This is a genomic window from Streptomyces lasalocidi (genome assembly GCF_005280215.1).
GTDB classification, from domain to species: Bacteria; Actinomycetota; Actinomycetes; order Streptomycetales; family Streptomycetaceae; genus Streptomyces; species Streptomyces longwoodensis.
In genome coordinates this window covers 321,450-339,947 of sequence record NZ_SZNQ01000003.1, presented here as the reverse complement: position 1 = coordinate 339,947, position 18,498 = coordinate 321,450, and the positions used below count along the sequence as shown (strand labels likewise).

Genomic DNA, 18,498 nt, shown 5'->3' with positions numbered 1-18,498 from the left:
TCTTTTCGGGTGATGGCTGTCTGTGGCGAGGGTGGGGGTGTGGGGCGTTGTTGGTGCGCTCCGCGCCGGGGGCGGGGGACGGTCGGGCACCTTGAGGGTAGCTGGCCTGCCTGGAGGAGGAGTTGCTCAACGGGTGCTGGCTGGCCAGGACAGGTACGGGGCGCGGGGGTGACGCGTTGGCGGCGGACCGGGGTGTGGTGTGTGAGCTGGCCGGGTTCGGGCGGTGTCCGGTGTGGGAGGTCCAGGCGGGGGATGTGGACCGGTTCCTGGGCCACCTTCGGACGGGGCGGAATCCCGCAGGGGTCAGCCCTCAACAGGTTCGGCGTCTGTTGAGCGGGACTTCCCGAATTCGGGAAGTCCCGCGATTTTTGGCGGCTCGGGCGCTGCTGTGCGTGGACTGCGACGGGCGGCTACCGCCGCATTGCCCGGTGGCTAAGGTCCTGTCCTGCTGCGTCCGCGGCGGGCGTAAACACAGGACAGGGCCGGGTGCAGCGTCGTAAGACGTGCAGTGGTCAGTGTGCCGAATCTACTGGTGCGCGGACTTGTCCGGGTTCGGGCTGTTGTCCGGACCGGCTCTGCAATGAGGCGAGCCCCCGGGCCGGGGGAGGCCCAGGAGCTCGCTTGCGTATCCGAGGAGGTTCGGATGTTCGTGCACGCGTCCTGTCCAACGGCTGTGCGGCGGGGAGGTTACGGTTTATCTGACCGGTCAGGCGACCTGATTTTGCGGTGGTTGCCCTGTCCTGGCCGTGGTGGCGGTGGTGTGGGCCCGTCAACGCCTGCCGAGGCCCTGTTGACCTGCTGCGAAGGGGCATGTCGTGACGGAGCTGGCGCGGTGCTTCGTCGTGTGAGCTGGTGGTGAGGTGTGGGTGGGAGTTGCTGAACTGTGCCTGCGCTGCGTAGGCCGCGCTTCACAATCAGCAGGACAGCAACAGACGTCCCTTCCGGGGGAGCAGCGCGATGCGGTTGCCGACGTAGGCCAGCAACGCGCGTTGCCAGTTCTCGAGCGTTGCCCGAAACCGTCGATACATGTTGTCCGCTTTCGCCTGTAGAGCCAAGTGATAGCCGGCAGCGCGGACGAGCCGAGAGGGAAGAACGTGCTGGGCCGTGTGCGCTCCTCACGGACGGGCCAGATCATGCCCAAGCCCATTCCCACTTTCCGCGGCGCCTCCTGTTCTGCCACGCTGGCGACGTCGCCGTCAGGCGGCCGCCGCCGAAGCCGCCCGGCGGCCAGCCGCTGCGTCGGAGCCGGAGGCCGACGGCCAGGAGCTGGGCAAGCCCCGCTGCGGCCTGTTCCGCTGACGGACGTGATCCGGGCAAGGCCGTAGGCGACCGACCCTGGGCAAGCCTTTCGCCAATGAGGGCTTGCCCGTATTCGGCGCTGGGCTTGAGACCGCGCGCTGAGACCCGGCCGCGACGAAGGAGGAACTGGTGGACAGCTTTGAGGCCGGGCAGACAGTGGTACGGCGGGAGGTGCACCGTACGGGGGCGGTGTGGAGCGAGCATGCGCTGCGCGTCGTCGCCGATACCAGCGAGGCCCTGGTGGCCGCCTGCTCGCCGGGCGCCGAGACCCGCTGGCCGGCCCTGTACGTCAAGGCCCGTAACGACGGTGACCGCTCGGTGCGCACGGAGGCGTTCGATGCGATGGCGAGCGGCATGTGGGAGCTCGCGGACGCGGTGTGGCAGGATACCGAACTGCTGCTGTGGAAGCCGCCGGCGGCGTGGTTCAGCGTCAACGCCTTCTACACGAGCACGGGGCTGCGGAACTGGTACGTGAACTTCGAGCGCCCCACCCGCCGTACGACACATGGGTTCGACACCTTTGATCTCACCGTGGACTTGGTCGTCGACCCCGACCTCAGCCGCTGGGAGTGGAAGGACGAAGACGAGTATGCGCACGTGCGGCGGCTCGGCATCGTCACCGACATCGAGCACCGAGCCGTGGACGCCGCCCGAGGCCAGATCCTCGCTATGCTCGCCGAGCGCTCCGGTCCGTTCGCCGACGCCGCCTCGTGGATGGCCTGGCGGTGGGATCGAGCCTGGCCCGTCCCGCGGCTGCCACGCATGTCGAAGGCCGTGCAGGGGGGTGCACCGGAAGGCGGTTGAACTCGGCACCTGTCGAGAGGATCCCGAGGTAGTCGCTGACACTGAGGGTTCCGTGGTCATGGCGATCTCCCCGCCGTCACCGAGGAGACGCATACCGCTTGGTGAAGATGACCCCACCGACTCCCGACGCGAAATCAGTGGGAGAGCAAAGCCGGAAAGACTGTCGTCCGACCGGGCATGACCGTGAAGTCGTCGCTTCCGGACGGACCCAGGACTGAGACATCCCCCGTGAGCGCCTTTCACCTGAGTACGTGTACTCAGGTGAAAGGCAGGCGAGGTGAGCCAGAGTGCTTCTGTTGCTGAAGACGATGACGGGAGTGCGCAGTGAGCGGTGCGGGGGCAGCTGTACCGATACCAGGGCCGCGGCGGCCGAGCGGGCGCACGCTGCGTGCGGCCGGAGTGGGGCTTGGCCTCATGGTGGGGCTGTTCCTCGCGGAGTGGCTGCTGGTTTCTTCTTCCGCCTGCCGGAACGCCCCCGGCTGGGGCTGCGTCGGGGTAGTCGTGTGGTGGGGCGACGCCACCCCGTTCGTGCTGCTTATCGTCGGGTGGCCGGTGTTGCGGATGCTTGGGGTGCGCCCGGCATGGCTCACCGCGCTGCTCGGCGCCGGTCTGAGCTGGTACCTGCTGCGGCATCTCACGGCGGCGGCCAGCCTCCCCGTGCTACCGGGCGGCATCAACTGGGTCCAGTTCGCGCTGCCGACCGCCGCCTTCGCCCTCGCAGCGTGGCTCACCGCGTCTTTGCGCCCGTGGCTGCCGCGCGTGGCGCTGGTGGTGGCGCTTGCACTGGTGGTGCCGGTGAACACGTTCGCCGTCTCGAAGGTCAACGACAGCCGGCAGAATGCGGCCTTGTCGGCGACCTCTGTCCCGCTGCTCGGACCGCAGGTCCCCAGCGGTTACCACATCGAAGGTGTCGGGACCGAGGCCCTCACCGCTCCCACCTTTTATTACCGTCTCGCCCCCGACGGGCAGGATGCGACCACCATGGCGGAGCTGCAGCGCGAGATCCAGGTCTTCGTCGCGCCAGTGCAGCCGCAGTTCACCCCCCTTCGCACTGCGCCGCGGTCAACTCCAGCTATCCCGTCCCAGCCCCCGCCTGTACCGCCGTTGCGCCGGACGTGTGGCGTTCGGGGAACTCGCAGTACGTCTCCTACTACATCCGGGTTGGCGACACGGTGGCGGACATCCAGGCGACCTCGCCGCCGGTGAGCGCGGCTGTGCTGACGTCAATCGCGCGGAGCATGAGCGTCCGTCAGCCGTCCTACTTCATCGGAGGGTGAGGGGCTGCTTGCAATGCGGCCCTGCAGTCGAGTTGCCCTTTCAATGTAGAAGCCGCTGCGCCGTTCCGCTGGAAGGTCTGTGGAGGGTCTCCACTCGCGGGCGACGCCGAGTGCCTTGGTGACGTGGTCGTGGCCGAGGCTGACGGCCACGGACACTTCATGGGTGCGGACCGAGTCGGGGCCGAAGGCCGTGCCCGTGTAGACACCTTCCGGGAGCCGCTCGGCGAGGTTCCGGGCCTCCGCTAGGGCGTGTGTCGGAAGTGCTCTAGTGACCTGAGTCAGAGATTCGTCGGCAGTAGGCGGCAACCCTGTCGAGAATCTCGTCGGCTGTCTTTGTCCAGACGAAGTCACTAGCCTGGCTTCGTCAGGGGTTGGTCACCGACCGTCGTCCACGTGGTCCGGGGTGACGACGGACGTGACCGCACGGGCGAGCAGTATGGACGGCTCCTGCCCCTCGACCGTGACATCCGTATTGATCATGATCACCAGAGTGGCCCGCCGCCCGACGCGGTGTCGGCCACCCCGGAGGCAGCTGTGCACAGCGCGCCGTGAGCGCCGAAGCCGCTCGCGCGCCGCTCCGGCTCGAGCCGGTGGGCCCAGCGGCGATCGCCTGTCTCACAGCAGGGCCGTGCGACGCCTCACTCGACGGCCGGTACCAGCTTCCGCAGCGCCTTCTTGTCGACTTTCCCCATCGGTGTGCGCGGAAGCTGCGGCACCGGGATCAGCCGGTCGGGGATCTTGTACGTGGCCAGGCCGTGGCCGCGCAGGAACTCCTTCATGGCGGACGGGCGGATGTCGGCCTGGTCGAGGACGACGAAGGCGTAGGTCCGTTCGCCGAGCACGGTGTCCGCCACGCCGATGACGGCCGCGTCCTGGACCGCGGGATGGGTGCGCAGCTGCCGCTCCACCTCCTCCGCGGAGACCTTCTCGCCGGCCCGGTTGATCACGTCCTTGATCCTGCCGACGATCACGATGTTGCCGTCCGGGCGGCGTCGGACGAGGTCGCCGGTGCGGAAGAAGCCGTCCGGCGTGAACGAGCGGGCGTTCTCCTCCGGGGCGCGGTAGTACCCGCGGATCGTGTAGGGGCCCCGGACCTGCATTTCGCCGGCTTCCTCGTCGGGCAGGGGGTTCCCCGACTCGTCGACGACGCGCACCTCGTCACCCGGTGACATGGGCCGGCCGTCCGTGCCGACGGCCACCTCCTCCGGGTCGTCGAGCCGGGTGTGGGTCAGCAGACCTTCGCTGATGCCGTACCACCGCTGCACCCTGCACCCCAGTGTCTTCGCCGCACGGAGCGCCAGGGCCGGGTCGAGCGGTGCGCTGCCCACCTGGACCAGCAGGCGGGACAGTTCCCCGGGCGGTCGCCCGGCGTCGGTCCACAGCCGCAGCACCGAGGGCACGACCGTGGTCACCGTGACCCCCTCGCGGCGCATCAGCGCGAAGACGTCGTCGGGCCGCACACTCGACGTGAGGACCGCCTTGCCGCCCAGCAGGAGGCTGCCGAGGACGCCCGGGCAGGCCAGGGCCGCCTGGTGCGCGACCGGGTTGACGGCGAGGTACACCACCTCCGCGCCCACCTGCATCGCCTCCGCGCTGGCCCGCATGACGTATGCGTAGTCGTCATGGGTCCGCGGGATCAGCTTCGGCAGCCCGGTGGTGCCTCCGGAGAGCAGGAACAGCGCGGGGTCGGACGCGTCCACGCGGGGCAGCGTGACGTCCTTCGCGTCCAGCGACTCCAACGAGGTGAACTCCTGGGCGTTGCCGCTGACGATTACGTGCGGGACCGGCGCGATGTCCCGGGCGATCGTGCGGAAGTCGAACCCGCCGAACTCGTCCTTCACCACATAGGCGACAGCTCCGGAGTGCGCGCACAGGTGCGCGATCTCGGCTCTGCGGTGACCGGGCAGTGCGAGCACCGGGATCGCACCGGCCCGCATCAGGGCGAAGACCACGACGACGAACTCGGGGACGTTGGGCAGCTGCACCACCACGCGGTCCAGGGGCCTGATGCCCAGTCCGATCAGGCCACCCGCCAGCCGATCCGCCCGCCGGGCCAACTCCGCGTAGGTCATCCGGCGTTCGCCGCACACCACGGCCACCCGCTCGGCGTTCCGCTCGCACGACTCGTGCAGCAGGTCGCCGAGCGGCCGGCCGAGCCAGACTCCGTTCCGGCGCAGTTCTGTCACGAGGTGCTCGGGCCAGTGCACGAAACCGTCAAGCATGATCACGGTCCCTTCCAGAGGTCGATCGAGGCGTGGAGCGGGGTGACGATCGGGGCGGCATGGCGGTCCTGTTGGCTCCAGGGGGACGCTCGACCCGGACCGACCTGGACCGACCTGGACCGACCTGGACCGACCTGGACCGACCTGGACCGACCTGGACCAGCCCTGCCGCGGGCCGTGGGCCGCCGGTCGCGCGTCGTGCCGCGTCGCCTCCCTTGGCATCGTCAGCGTCAAGGCGCGCCGCCCCCCGGTCTCTTGCCGACATCTGTCGTGGGCCGTGCGAATCCCCGGCGAGTGGCAAACATGGTGCGGACGGAACGACGGCCGCCGGGAGGGCGAACAGGATGAGCGGGAAACGGGAGCGCGGATGGGTGCGGTCGCTGGCCACCGGTGACCCGCTCGGCCTGCGGGTGGTGTGCTTCCCGCACTCGGGGGGCTCGGGGATCGCCTTCGGCGAGTGGGCTGCCGCGGTGCCGCCCGGGGTGTCCCTGATGGCCGTCCAGTACCCGGGCCGCGGCGACCGCTTCGGGGAGCCCCCGGTGGACGACGTGACCGCGATGGCCGCCTCCGTCGCGGCGGAGCTGCGGCGTCTGCCGCCGGGCGACCACATCCTCTTCGGGCACAGCCTGGGCGCCCTGGTCGCCTACGAGACCGCCCTGCTGCTGAGGGACGCCGGCGAGGGACCCCGGGCACTCTGCGTCTCCGCGGCTCTGCCACCCGGCCGGATGACTGACAGAGACACCTACAAGGCACCCGACGACGAGTTCTGGACGACCCTGTGCGCACTGGGCGGCATCGAACCCGCCGTCGCCGGGAACGCCGAACTGCGCGACCTGCTCCTGCCCGTCATCCGCTCCGACCTGCGGGCCCACGCCACCTACCGCCCCCGCCCTGGCATCCGTCCGCTGTCCTGCCCCGTGCGCTGCTACCACGGCGAGGGCGACCCCCTGGTGGAGCAGGACCAGTTGGCGGGCTGGGCGGCCGTCACCACCGGCGGCTTCACCGAGACCGAGCGGCCGGGCGGGCACTTCCACGTGACGGCCAATGTCGCGGAACTCGTCAAGGACGTGCTCAGCCAGGGCCGGAAGTGAGACGGCCGTGACCACCATTGCGGTGATCCCCGGTGACGGCATCGGCCCGGAGGTGATCGAGCCGGCCCTGGACGTCCTCGACGCGCTCGGCCTCGGGACGCGCACCGACATCCTCGACCACGTCAACGCGGACACGTACCTGCGAACCGGGGAGGCCCTGACAGGCTCCGACCTCGACCGGATCAGGTCCAGCGAGGCGGCGCTCCTCGGTGCGGTCGGCGACCCCCGGCTCGGCGACACATCGTACGTGCGCGGCGTCCTCACCACCCTGCGTCTCGAACTGGACCTGTACGTCAACTACCGGCCCGCCAGGCTCTGGCACGACAGGCTCAGCCCGCTGCGCGACCCGGCCCGCCGGGCGATCGACTGCGTGATCGTCAGGGAGAACACCGAGGGGCTCTACAGCGGCATCGGCGGCGGTGCGCGGACCGGGACACCCGAGGAGATCGCCGTGGATGTGGACCTCAGCACCCGCCACGGGGTGTCACGCGTGCTGGAGTTCGCCTTCTCCGCGGCACGCAGGTCGGTGTGCCTCGTCGACAAGGCCAACGCCGTCCGCAACGGCGGGCAGTTGTGGCAGCGGTGCTGGGGCGAGGCGGTGGCTCGGCACCCGCACATCGCGACGTCCCACCTCTACGTGGACACCGCCGCGCTACGCCTGGCCACCGACCCGACCGGCTTCGACGTCATCGTCACCAACAACTCCTACGGCGACATCCTGAGCGACCTCACGGCCGCGCTCGCCGGCGGCCTGGGCGTCGCGGCGTCCGCCAACCTCAATCCGGTGACGGGACGAGCCCTGTTCGAGCCCGTGCACGGCAGCGCCCCGGACATCGCGGGCAGCGGCACCGCCAACCCGTTCGGGGCGATCCTCTCCGTGGCCCTGCTGGCCGAGCACCTGGGCCGGAATGAGGAGGCGGACGCCGTGCGCCGGGCGGTCGCCGCAGCCGTGGCGGCCGGCCGTGTCACCCCCGATCTCGGCGGACCTCTCGGCACGAAGGAGGTGGGTGCCGCGGTCCTGGCGGAACTGCGGCGGCCATGACCGGGCGCGGACGCACGGACGCCCGTGCATCGACGGGCGGAGCCAACGGACGAGGGGCGGGAACAGCATGAACGGCACCGGCACGGGCCGCACGGACGGGAACGGCACCCACTCCACGGCCGAGAACGCAACGACCCGCACGGACCGCACCCAGGAGACCGTCATCGTGGGCGCCGGTCTGGTCGGCGCGGTCGCGGCGTGCTACCTCGCCCCGCGGTTCGGACCCGTCACCGTCCTGGAGAAGCGGCCGGACCCCAGGGCCGACCCCGGCCCGCAGCGCCGGTCTCTCGTCGTGATGCTGTCGGCACGCGGCTGGCGCGCCCTGTCGGACCTCGGCGTCGCGGACGCCGTACGCCGGATATGTGTCCCTCTCCACGGACGGTGCGGGCACCTGCCCGACGGCCGGACACGGATGACTCCCTACAGCCGGGACGGCCGGCCCATCTGGGCCGTGGAGCGCCGCCGGCTGCACCGGATCCTGCTGGACGCGGCCGAGGCAACCCCCGGTGTGAGCATCCGCTTCGGGCAGCGCGTGCGTTCCGTGAACCTGGACCGTCCCGCGGTGCAGGTGGAGGACCGGCACGGCACCCACCGGCTGACGTGCCGCCGCATCCTCGGCTGCGACGGCGCGCACTCCGCCACCCGGGCGGCCCTCCAGGCACGCGGCGCCCGGATCAAGGTGCGCACACTGGACCTGGCGTACCAGGAGATCGACGTGCCGGCCGGCCGGCTGGAGCCGGACATCACACACTACTGGCCCAGCGGGCAGGCCATGTTCGCCGCACACCCCCTGCCGTCGGGGAAGCTGTCCGGCTCCCTGTTCATGCGCCGCGACGGCCCCGCCCCGTCCTACGCGGCGGCCCGCGGCGGCCAGGAGCTGTCCGCGTTGTTCGCCGCACACTTCCCCGAACTGACCGGCATCATTCCCGACATCGAGGAACAACTCGCCGTCAAGGCGGTCTCCACCCTGACGGCCGTCCACTGCGACCGGTGGGTCTGGCGGGACACCTTCGCGCTGCTCGGCGACTCCTGTCACGCGATGGCGCCCTTCATGGGACACGGCATGAACTGCGGCTTCGAGGACGCCCGTGTCCTCGTCGACTGCCTCGACGCCACCTCCGACCCGTCGGCAGGCCTGGCTGCCTACGAGACGTCGCGCACCGAGGACGCCCACGCCATCTCCGAACTCTCCTACCGGCACTACTTCACCATGGCCAACCCTCCGCGCGAGGAGAGTGCGGCGGATGTGCTGCGCGGGCGGCTGACGACCCTCTTCCCCGACCGGTTCGTCCCGCTGTACGAGCGGTGCGCCTTCACCGAGGACGGCTACGCCTCCGTACTGCGTGACGACCGGCGGCTGGACCGGCTCGTGGCGGAGTTGCTGGCCCGGCACGGCACCGGACTGGTGTCGGTGCCCGACGACCGGCTGCGCGCCTGCGTCCACGCCCCGACCACAGCAACCCTGGAGGACTCCGGATGTTCGTGATCCTGTTCAAGTCGCACCTGTCCGAGCAGGCCGGCGAGGAGTACGAGGCGACCGAGGAGCGGATGCAGGAGCGGGTCCGCGCCATCGCCGGGTCCGATCCGGTGGAGGTGAAGCACTACACCGGGGAGGACGGTGAACGACTCGCCGTCATGATGTGGCGCGACGGGGAGACACTCGACAAGTGGCGGTGCGACCCCGAGCACCGGGTGGCGCAGCGCATGGGCCGCGAGCACTGGTACGCCTCCTACGAGTTGACCGTCGCGCAGGTGATCCGTACCAGCGGCCACGACAACCGGAGCCGGGCCGGGACCGCCGACGAGCCGCGCCACTAGGCAGCGTCTTGTCGATCACGTCTGGAGCCAGATGAGTGTGCTGGCCAGGGTGATGGCGGCGAGGTAGCGGCCGGGCTGTTTCTCGTAGCGGGTGGCGATGCCGCGCCACTGCTTGAGGCGGTGGAAGCAGCGCTCAACGACGTTGCGGCGCCGGTAGACGGCTCGGTCGAAGCCACAGGGCCGTTCGCGGCGACGGCGTCGGCCCGCGAGCTGGTCGACGCGTTCGGGGATGGTCGCTTTGATGCCGCGTCTGCGCAGGTAGGCGCGGAAGGTCCGGGCCGAGTAGCCCTTGTCGGCAACCACCCGCTCCGGGCGGACGCGAGGCCGTCCCGGCCCGGGCCGGGTGACGCGGATCTTGTCGATGACCGTCTCGGCCTGGGTGCAGTCGTTGCGGGTGCCGGCTGTGACCGTGAACGCCAGGGGGCGGCCCCGCCCGTCGCAGGCCAGGTGGATCTTGGTGGTCAGCCCGCCTCGGGAGCGTCCGAGGCCGCGTTCCTCGAGCCCCCTTTGGCCGCGGTGTGCTGATGGGCCCGCACGATCGTGGAGTCCAGCGCGACCAGCCAGTCCACCTCCGCCCGCTGCCGGGCCGCGGCCAGAAGCCGGTCGAAGGTTCCGTCGGCAGCCCAGCGGGCGAAACGTCCGTGCACGGTCTGCCAGGGCCCGAACCGCTCCGGCAGATCCCTCCAGGGCACCCCGGTACGGAACTTGAACACAATGCCCTCCAGCACCTGGCGGTGATCCCGCCACCTGCCCCGGGCACGACCCGCAGGCGGCAACAACGGCTCGATCACCGCCCACGCGGCGTCAGTCATCTCCCCATCCCTCACGACCAGCCCAACGATCGGATGATCGGAAAGACACCCCCTAGGCCCGGGCGGACCGGCGTGAGGTCCTCCGGCTCCGCGGGCGGAGGGCGTGCAGCGGCAACACCCGGGGCGGGCGCGGAACAGGCCCCGACCGGCGTCGCATGGCGCGGAGATGGTGGCCAATTCCTTCCCGGTCTCTGGCCAACATCTTTCATCGCGGTTGTTCGACCACCTGGACCACGACAAGCATCGGGCACGGCAAGGGGCCGTTGACCGGGAAACCACTGTGCTGGGGGCATCTGGATGGGTTGTACCGGCGTCACATCCGCGCAGGAAGCCATGTGGCTCGCGCAGGAGTTCAGCCCTGAGGTACCGAACAACGTGGCGACCCTCTGGGACATCGACGGCGACCTGGACACCGCCCTGCTCGCCGACGCTCTGCGGGCGGCGGTGGCGGAGGCCGACGCGCTCAAGGTCAACTTCCGCCGGGACGACGACGTGCTGCGGCCGGTCGTCCGGGACCTCTCGGAATGGGAGCCGTTCCGCCTCGACGTCGGCGACGCCGCCGATCCGGCCGACGCGGCCCGCGCCGTCGTCGCCGACCTCGTGCGCCGGCCCTTCGACCTCGCCGAGGACGCGCTGCTGCGGACGGGCTCCATCCGGCTGGGGCCCGGACGCCACCTGCTCGTGCTCGTCTTCCACCACATCCTCACCGACGCGTTCGGCGTCCTCACGCTGCTGTCGGGGCGGATCGCCGAGATCTACCGGGCGCTGCGCGCCGGCTCGGGGGTACCGGCCGGCGCACCGAACCCGCCGCAGGACGCGGCGGACAAGGACGCCGCCTACCGGACGTCGAAGCGGTTCGCCGACGCCGAGCGGTTCTGGCCCGACTACCTCGCTGGTGACCTGCCCGCCGCCCGCCTGCCCGCCGGTGTCCGTCCGCCCGCAGGCGCCGCCGGCGGCGAGCCCGGGTACTGGGACGGCCTCACCGAGCCGCAGGGCATGTTCACCCGCACCACGACGGTCCCGGCCGCCGAACTCGCCGACTGGGAGCGCGCCTCGCGCGCGACCGGGACCTCGGTGCCGGATCTGATCGCCTCGGCAGCCACCGCGTTCCTGGGGCACATGTGCGGTCTGGCCGAGCCGCTGCTGACCATCACCGTCAACCACCGCGTCGGCGCGCTGCGCCGCTCCCTCGGCCTGCTCTCCAACCGGGTGCCGCTGGGCTCGCGGGTGGACCCCGAGGCCGACTTCGTGGAACTGGCCGAGGCGCTCGGCCGGGAGCGGCGCAGTGTCCTGCGGCACGCCCGGCACGACATCTCCCTGATCAAACGGGCGACCGGTCACCCCGCGGACGCGCGCAGCCCGTTCGGCGCCGTCGTCAACGTCCTCCCCGCCGTCGGGGCGCTCGACCTGGCGGGCGCCACCGCCAGCTTCGCCGGAGGCACCTTCGGCGTGATCGACGAGGTGATGATCTGCGTCTACACCGACGGACGGGCCGGCAGCGACCTGTACGTCCGGTTCGACGCGCCGCGCACCGAGTACGACCAGCAGGACATCGCCGGGCTCGCGGACCGGTTCACCACGTTCCTGCGGAGGGCCCTGGCCGACCCACGGGCCCCGGTCGGGACCGTCACCGCGCTGCACCCCTGCGAGCAGCGCGCGCTGCTCACCGAGTACGCCGGTCCCACCGTGCCCACGCCGCCGGTGACCCTGACCGAACTGCTGGACCGGCAGGCCCACGCCACCCCGGACGCCGTCGCGCTGCTGTGGGAAGGATCCCCGACGACCTACCGGGAACTGGCCGAGAGGTCCGGCCGGCTCGCGCGCCTGCTCACCGAGCGCGGCGCCGGACCCGAGCGGTGCGTGGCCGTCGCGGTGCCCCGCTCCCCGGAACTTGTCGTCGCGCTGATCGCGGTCCTCAGGGCGGGCGCCGCCTACCTGCCGGTCGACCCGGACTACCCGGCCGCGCGGGTCGCCTTCATGCTCGCCGACGCCCGGCCCGCCCTGCTGCTGACGGCCAAGGACACGGCGGACCGGCTGCCCCCGACGGACGTCCCCGTGCTCCTGGTCGACGACGTCCCGCCCGCCGAAGGGCCCGTCGCCCCCGCCGCGCACGGTGTCGACCACCCCGCCTACATGATCTACACGTCGGGGTCGACCGGACGGCCCAAGGGCGTCGTCGTCACGCACGCCGCGATCGTCAACCGGCTGCTCTGGATGCAGGACCGCTTCCGCCTCGACGGCACCGACCGGGTCCTGCAGAAGACCTCCGCCTCGTTCGACGTGTCCGTCTGGGAGTTCTTCTGGCCGCTGATCACCGGCGCGACCCTGGTGATCGCCAGACCGGACGGGCACCGCGACCCGGACTACCTCGCCGAGCTGATCCGGCGGGCCGGCGTCACGACGGCGCACTTCGTCCCGTCGATGCTCGCGGAGTTCGTCACCGACGGAGCGGCCGCCGCCTGCACGGGGCTGCGCCGTGTCGTGTGCAGCGGAGAGGCGCTGCCGGCCGAACTGGCCGCGCGCTTCCACCGCACGTTCGGCGTACCGCTGCACAACCTGTACGGGCCCACCGAGGCGGCCGTGGACGTCACCGCCTGGGAGTACCGGCCCGGGGCGCGCACCGTCCCGATCGGGACCCCGATCTGGAACACCGCGCTCTACGTCCTCGACAGCCGACTGCGACCGCTGCCGCCCGGCGTCCACGGCGACCTCTACATCGCGGGCGCCGGACTCGCCCGGGGCTACCACGACCGCCCCGGCCTGACCGCGGAGCGCTTCGTGGCCTGCCCCTTCGGTGAACCCGGGCGGCGCATGTACCGCACGGGCGACCTGGCGCGGTGGAACGCCCAGGGGGAGTTGGAGTTCGCCGGTCGCGCCGACCACCAGGTGAAGATCCGCGGCTTCCGGGTCGAGCCCCAGGAGATCGAGGACACGCTGACCGGCCATCCCGCGGTGCTACGGGCGGCGGTCGTCGCCCGGCCCGGCCGGGGCGCGGACGCAGCCGCCCAACTCGTCGCCTACATCGTCCCGGTGACCGCCGGCGGCAGCCGCCCGGCCGGCGCCGACTGGGATCTCCACGCCGGTGTGGACCTCGCCGAACTGCGGGGCTTCGTGGCCGCGCGGCTGCCCGCCCACCTCGTGCCCGCGGCGTTCGTCGCACTCGACCGCCTGCCGATGACCGCGAACGGCAAACTCGACCGGGCCGGGCTGCCCGAGCCGGAGATCACCCGCCAGGCCCACCGTCCGCCCGCGACCCGGGAGGAGAGCCTCCTGGCGGCCGCCTTCGCCGAGGTGCTCGGCCTGAGCGACATCGGAGTGGACGACGACTTCTTCGCCCTGGGCGGCGACAGCATCCGGGCGATCCAGGTGGTGGCCCGCGCCCGCGCCGGCGGCCTCGCCCTCAGTCCGCGCACCGTCTTCGACTGCCGCACCGTCGCCGCGCTGGCACAGGCGGCGAGCCGTACCGACGCCCCGGCCGCCCTCGCCGAACCGGAGGGCGGAGGCGTCGGCCTGCTGCCGCTGCCCCCCATGGCCCGGCTCCACGCCGAGCGGGGCCCGGGCCTGGACCGCCTCGCCCAGTGGCTGGTGCTGGAGCTGCCCGAGGCCGTGGACCTCCACGACCTCACCGAGGCCCTGCGCTGCGTGCTGGACGGGCACGACGTCCTGCGCTCACGGTTGACGGACGACGGCCTCCTGGTGCAGCCGCCCGGCACGGTGGACGCCGGAGCCCTCATGGACCGGATCGACTGCACGGGGGACTGGGGCGGCGAGGCGTGGCAGACCCTGCTGCGCGCCCGCGCCGCCGAAGCCGTGCGGCACATCGACGCCCGCGCCGGGCGGATGCTGCGGCTGGTGTGGTTCCGGGGGACCGCGGGCGGGCCCGGGCGCCTGTTGGTCGCGGCCCACCACCTGGTCGTCGACGGCATGTCCTGGCGGATACTGCTGCCCGACCTGGCCGCCGCCTGGCGGCAGGTCCGGGACGGCCGCACTCCCGTACTGCCGCGGGTGGGCACCTCTCTGCGGGGCTGGCTGCACGCCCTGGCCGAGGAAGCGGCCCGCCCCGAGCGGGTGGCGGAGGCGGCGTGGTGGCGCGAGCTGCTCGCGGCCCCCGTCGCACCCGTCGGCTCCCGGCCGCTCGACCCCGTCCGGGACGTCACCTCCACCACCCGCACCGTCCGGGTGGAACTTCCCGCCGACCTCACGGACGCGCTCCTGACCTCCGTGCCCGCGGCCTACGGCAGCGGCGCCGACGACGTCCTGCTCACCGCCCTCGTCCTCGCGCTGGCCCGGCGACGCCGGGGCCTCACCGACGGCACGGCGGTCGTGCGGCTGGAGGGGCACGGCCGGCAGGAGGAGCTGGTGCCCGGCGCGGACCTGTCCCGCACGGTCGGGTGGTTCACCACGGTCACCCCCGTACGCCTCGACGTCTCCGGGATCGACGTGGACGCCGCGATCACCGGGGCGGCAGCCGCCGGAGACGCCCTGAAGCGGGTGAAGGAGCAGCGGCGGGCCCTGCCCGACGGCGGCATCGGCTACACCCTGCTGCGCTACGTCAACGACGACACCGGCGAAATGCTGCGTCCCCACCCGGCGGACGACATCGGCTTCAACTTCCTGGGGCGCTTCACCTTCGAACGCCCGGAGCCGGTGCCCGGCCAGGACCCCACCTCCGGCTGGATCCCGGCGCCGGAATGCGCCGAGCTGGTCGCCGCACCGGCCGCGGACATGCCGGCCCCGAGCGCGCTGGAACTGAACGCCCTGGTGACCGGGACCGGCGACGACGCCCGCCTCGCCGCCCTGTTCACCTACGCCACCGGGGTGCTGACGGGCGACGAGGTCCGCGCCCTGTCCCGGACCTGGTGCGCCGCCCTGCGCGGCCTGCGGGACCTGGTCGCAGCCGGGGGACGGGGTCTGACCCCGTCCGACGTCCCGCTGGTCACGGTCGGTCAGGAGGCTCTGGACGACTGGCAAGGACGCTTCGGACGCGTCAGCGACGTGTGGCCGCTCACGCCGTTGCAGGACGGGCTGCTCTACCACACGATGCTCGCGAGCAGCGCGTCCGAGGCGTACCAGACGCAGTTCGTGTACCGGCTCGAGGGCGGTGTCGACCCCGGGCGCCTGCGGGTTGCGGGCCAGGCCCTGCTCGACCGGCACCCGAACCTGCGGGTCGCGTTCCAGCCGGGCGCCACCGGTGCACCCGTGCAGATCGTCGTGGACGACGTCCCGCTGCCCTGGCGGCACCTCGACCTCACCGGCGAGGACGACGCGGCCCAGCGGCTGGAGGAGATCCTCGCCGGGGAGCGCGACGCCCGGTTCCACCCGGACAGCCCGCCGCTGCTGCGCCTGACCCTCGTCACCCTCGGCCCCCGGCACGCCGAACTGGCCCTCACCGCCCATCACGTGCTGCTCGACGGCTGGTCCGTGCCGCTCATCGGACGTGAGCTGATGGACCTCTACGCGGCGGGCGACACCGGACGCGCCGTGCGCTCGCACGGGTACCGGGACTTCCTGAGCTGGCTCACACACCAGGACGCGGCACAGTCCGCCCGCGCCTGGGCCCGCGAACTGGCGGGTGTGACGCAGCCGACCCTGCTGGCGCCCACGACACCCGGTGCCCGGCCCGCCGACAGCGGCAGCGGGCAGATCGACGTGCCGCTGACCGGCGAGGACACCACCGCCCTGGCGCGCCGCGCCGCCGAGTGGGGCGTCACCACCAACACCCTGGTGCAAGGCGCCTGGGCCATGATGCTGGCCCAGCTCACCGGCAGCCAGGACGTGCTGTTCGGTGCCACGGTCGCCGGCCGGCCCACCGGGCTGCCCGGTGCGGCCGGCACGATCGGCCTGTTCATCAACACGGTGCCGGTGCGGGTGCGGTGGGCACCGGCCGACGCCGTGCCGGAGGTGCTGCGACGGCTCCAGGACGCCCAGGCCGGGCTGCTGGACCACCATCACGTGGGACTCGCCGACATCCAGCGGGCGACCGGGCTGAACGAACTGTTCGACACGCTGGTGGTGTTCGAGTCGTTCCCGGTCGACCGGACCGGTCACCCGGCGGCGGACGCATCGACGCGCCCGGGATCGGCGGTACCCGGATCGGCGGCACCCGGATCGGCGCGACCGGTGGTGGCGGGTATCCGCCCGTACGCCCCGCCCCACTATCCGCTCACCGTCATCGCGGCGGCCGACCCGCTGCTGCGGATCTCCTTCCAGTACCGCCGCAACGTCTTCGCGCGGACCGCCGTGGAGGCGCTCGCCGACCGGCTGGTGCGGATCCTGCGGCAGTTCGCCGCCGGCTCGCCGCCCACCGCAGGCGCGCTCGACGTGCTGTCCGGCGCCGAGCGCGAACAGGTGCTGCACGGCTGGAACGACACGGCGGTCACGCCCCCCGGGCGGACCGTTCCCGAACTGATCGCGGCACAGGCGGCCCGGACGCCCGAGACCGTCTGTGCCGAGTTCCGCGGGCACCGGCTGACCTACCGGGAACTGGAGGAGCGGTCGGGCCGGCTGGCGCACTGGCTGGCCGGGCGGGGTGTGGGCCCGGAATCCCGGGTCGTGGTGCTGCTGCCGCGCTCGGCCGACCTGGTGGTCGCCCTCCTGGCCGTGTGGAAGGCCGGCGGCACGTACGTGCCGGTGGACCCGGAGTATCCGGCCGCCCGGGTGCGGGCCGTGGTCGAGGACAGCGCACCGGTCCTGGTCCTCGACGAGAAGCGGCTGGCTTCGGTGGACCTGACCGACCGGTCCCCGCACCCCGCCCGCGGCCCGCGCGTACCGCTCGGCGCCGACCACGCCGCCTACGTCATCTACACGTCCGGCTCCACCGGCACGCCCAAGGGCGTGGTGGTCCGGCACGGCGCGCTGGCGATCCTGCTGACCGGTATGCAGAAGCGTTTCGCCCTCACACCGGACGACCGGCTGCTGGCCTGCGCCACCGTCGCGTTCGACATCGCCGCGCTGGAACTCTTCCTGCCCCTGCTCACCGGCGGACGGGTCGTCCTGGCCGGCAAGGACGACATCACCCAGCCGACGGCGCTGCTGGACCTCGTCCGGCAGTCCCGTGTCACCGTCATGCAGGCCACCCCGGCGCTCTGGCAGAGCCTCGCCACCCACGCGCCCGACTGCCTGATGGGGCTGAGGGTGATCTCCACCGGCGAGGCCCTGCCGCTGGCACTCGCCGAGACCCTGTCCCGGCACGCCGCGGAGGTCACCAATCTCTACGGCCCGACCGAGACCACCGTCTACGCCACCGCTGCCCGTGTGCTCCCCGGCGGCCGCGGCATGCCTCCCTCCGTCGGCGGCCCCGTCGCCGGCACCCGGATCCTCGTCCTCGACCGGGCACTGCGCCCCGTACCGCCCGGCGCCACCGGCGACCTCTGGATCGCCGGCGACGGCCTGGCCCGCGGGTACCACAACAGGCCGGGCATGACCGCGGAGCGGTTCGTGGCCTGCCCGTTCGGTCCACCGGGTACCCGGATGTACCGCAGCGGGGACCTCGCCCGCTGGACGGCCGCGGGCGAGGTCGAGTACCTCGGCCGCTCCGACCACCAGATCAAATTGCGCGGTCACCGAATCGAGCCCGCCGAGGTCGAGCACACCCTGACCTGCCATCCCGCGGTGCGCCGCGCCGCCGTCATCGTCCGGGAGGACCGCCCGGGGGACCGCCGGCTGGTGGCGTACGTGGTGCCGGAGGCGGGCGCCGAACCCACCACGGCGCTGCTGCGGGAGGTGGTGGGACAGCGGCTTCCGGCCTACATGATCCCGGCCGCGTTCGTGACCCTCACCGAAGTGCCCCTGACCCCCAACGGAAAACTCGACCGTTCCGCCCTGCCCCGCCCGGAGTTCGCCGGGGACGAGTACCGGCCTCCCCGCACACCCCGGGAAGAGACGTTGTGCGCCTTGTTCGCCGAGGTTCTGGGCGCCGAACGCGTCGGCCTGGACGACGACTTCTTCCTTCTGGGCGGCCATTCCCTGATGGCCACCCGGCTGGTGGCCCGGGTGCGCGCGGAAATGGGCGTGGACATACCGATGAGCATCCTCTTCACCGCGCCGACCGTCGCCGGACTGACCGCCCGCTGGGACGAGATGGCGACCTCCACTCGAATGCCGCTGCGGAGAATGACCGAAAGGTAGGAGAAA

At 72.2% G+C, this 18,498-nt stretch carries 9 protein-coding genes and 1 pseudogene; 7 read left to right on the top strand and 3 right to left on the bottom strand.

Annotated elements, in window-relative coordinates:
* Window positions 1-1,428 precede the first annotated feature (1,428 nt).
* Both E4U91_RS37065 and E4U91_RS37060 read left to right on the top strand, forming a co-directional pair.
* Complete coding sequence (locus E4U91_RS37065; protein WP_137311401.1) at window positions 1,429-2,103, top strand: ribonuclease FAU-1 family protein; 675 nt, start codon at window positions 1,429-1,431, stop codon at window positions 2,101-2,103.
* Between the two features lie 414 nt (window positions 2,104-2,517).
* Window positions 2,518-3,309, top strand: a complete 792-nt coding sequence (locus E4U91_RS37060) for a hypothetical protein (protein WP_137311400.1) — start codon at window positions 2,518-2,520, stop codon at window positions 3,307-3,309.
* Between the two features lie 446 nt (window positions 3,310-3,755).
* On the opposite strand, the pseudogene E4U91_RS37050 reads toward E4U91_RS37060, so the two are convergent.
* Both E4U91_RS37050 and E4U91_RS37045 read right to left on the bottom strand, forming a co-directional pair.
* Window positions 3,756-3,881 (bottom strand): annotated as a pseudogene (locus E4U91_RS37050) (serine hydrolase); the annotation flags it as partial.
* Between the two features lie 137 nt (window positions 3,882-4,018).
* Window positions 4,019-5,602, bottom strand: a complete 1,584-nt coding sequence (locus tag E4U91_RS37045) for a (2,3-dihydroxybenzoyl)adenylate synthase (protein ID WP_137311399.1) — start codon at window positions 5,600-5,602, stop codon at window positions 4,019-4,021.
* Window positions 5,603-5,946: 344 nt separating this feature from the next.
* On the opposite strand from E4U91_RS37045, the gene E4U91_RS37040 reads away from it, so the two are divergent.
* The 4 genes from E4U91_RS37040 to E4U91_RS37025 all read left to right on the top strand — a co-directional run bounded on the left by E4U91_RS37040 (window position 5,947) and on the right by E4U91_RS37025 (window position 9,553).
* The gene (locus E4U91_RS37040) at window positions 5,947-6,693 is read left to right on the top strand and encodes a thioesterase II family protein (RefSeq protein WP_168218318.1); all 747 of its coding nucleotides are present in this window, start codon (window positions 5,947-5,949) and stop codon (window positions 6,691-6,693) included.
* Window positions 6,694-6,700: 7 nt separating this feature from the next.
* Window positions 6,701-7,735, top strand: coding sequence for an isocitrate/isopropylmalate dehydrogenase family protein (locus E4U91_RS37035; RefSeq protein WP_168218317.1), 1,035 nt, complete (start codon window positions 6,701-6,703; stop codon window positions 7,733-7,735).
* Between the two features lie 67 nt (window positions 7,736-7,802).
* Window positions 7,803-9,221, top strand: coding sequence for an FAD-dependent oxidoreductase (locus E4U91_RS37030; protein WP_137311396.1), 1,419 nt, complete (start codon window positions 7,803-7,805; stop codon window positions 9,219-9,221).
* Complete coding sequence (locus tag E4U91_RS37025) at window positions 9,212-9,553, top strand: antibiotic biosynthesis monooxygenase family protein (RefSeq protein WP_137311395.1); 342 nt, start codon at window positions 9,212-9,214, stop codon at window positions 9,551-9,553. Before E4U91_RS37030 ends, E4U91_RS37025 begins: the two co-directional genes overlap by 10 nt.
* Before the next feature lie 15 nt (window positions 9,554-9,568).
* Here E4U91_RS37025 and E4U91_RS37020 read toward each other — a convergent pair.
* Window positions 9,569-10,365 (bottom strand): IS5 family transposase gene (locus E4U91_RS37020; protein WP_419249442.1). Its coding sequence is split into 2 segments (ribosomal slippage): window positions 9,569-10,068 and window positions 10,068-10,365, totalling 798 coding nucleotides; the frame shifts between segments, so codons are not numbered across the junction.
* 297 nt (window positions 10,366-10,662) lie between these two features.
* On the opposite strand from E4U91_RS37020, the gene E4U91_RS37015 reads away from it, so the two are divergent.
* A complete protein-coding gene (locus E4U91_RS37015; protein WP_137311394.1) occupies window positions 10,663-18,492 on the top strand; it encodes a non-ribosomal peptide synthetase in 7,830 nt (2,609 codons plus the stop codon).
* Window positions 18,493-18,498: the final 6 nt, after the last annotated feature.

Bases quoted from the DNA above. Each gene is read 5' to 3' on its own strand.
- E4U91_RS37060 (WP_137311400.1), top strand. From the start codon at position 2,518: ATGGTGGGGCTGTTCCTCGCGGAGTGGCTGCTGGTTTCTTCTTCCGCC.
- E4U91_RS37045 (WP_137311399.1), bottom strand. From the start codon at position 5,602: ATGCTTGACGGTTTCGTGCACTGGCCCGAGCACCTCGTGACAGAACTG.
- E4U91_RS37040 (WP_168218318.1), top strand. From the start codon at position 5,947: ATGAGCGGGAAACGGGAGCGCGGATGGGTGCGGTCGCTGGCCACCGGT.
- E4U91_RS37030 (WP_137311396.1), top strand. From the start codon at position 7,803: ATGAACGGCACCGGCACGGGCCGCACGGACGGGAACGGCACCCACTCC.
- E4U91_RS37025 (WP_137311395.1), top strand. From the start codon at position 9,212: ATGTTCGTGATCCTGTTCAAGTCGCACCTGTCCGAGCAGGCCGGCGAG.
- E4U91_RS37015 (WP_137311394.1), top strand. From the start codon at position 10,663: ATGGGTTGTACCGGCGTCACATCCGCGCAGGAAGCCATGTGGCTCGCG.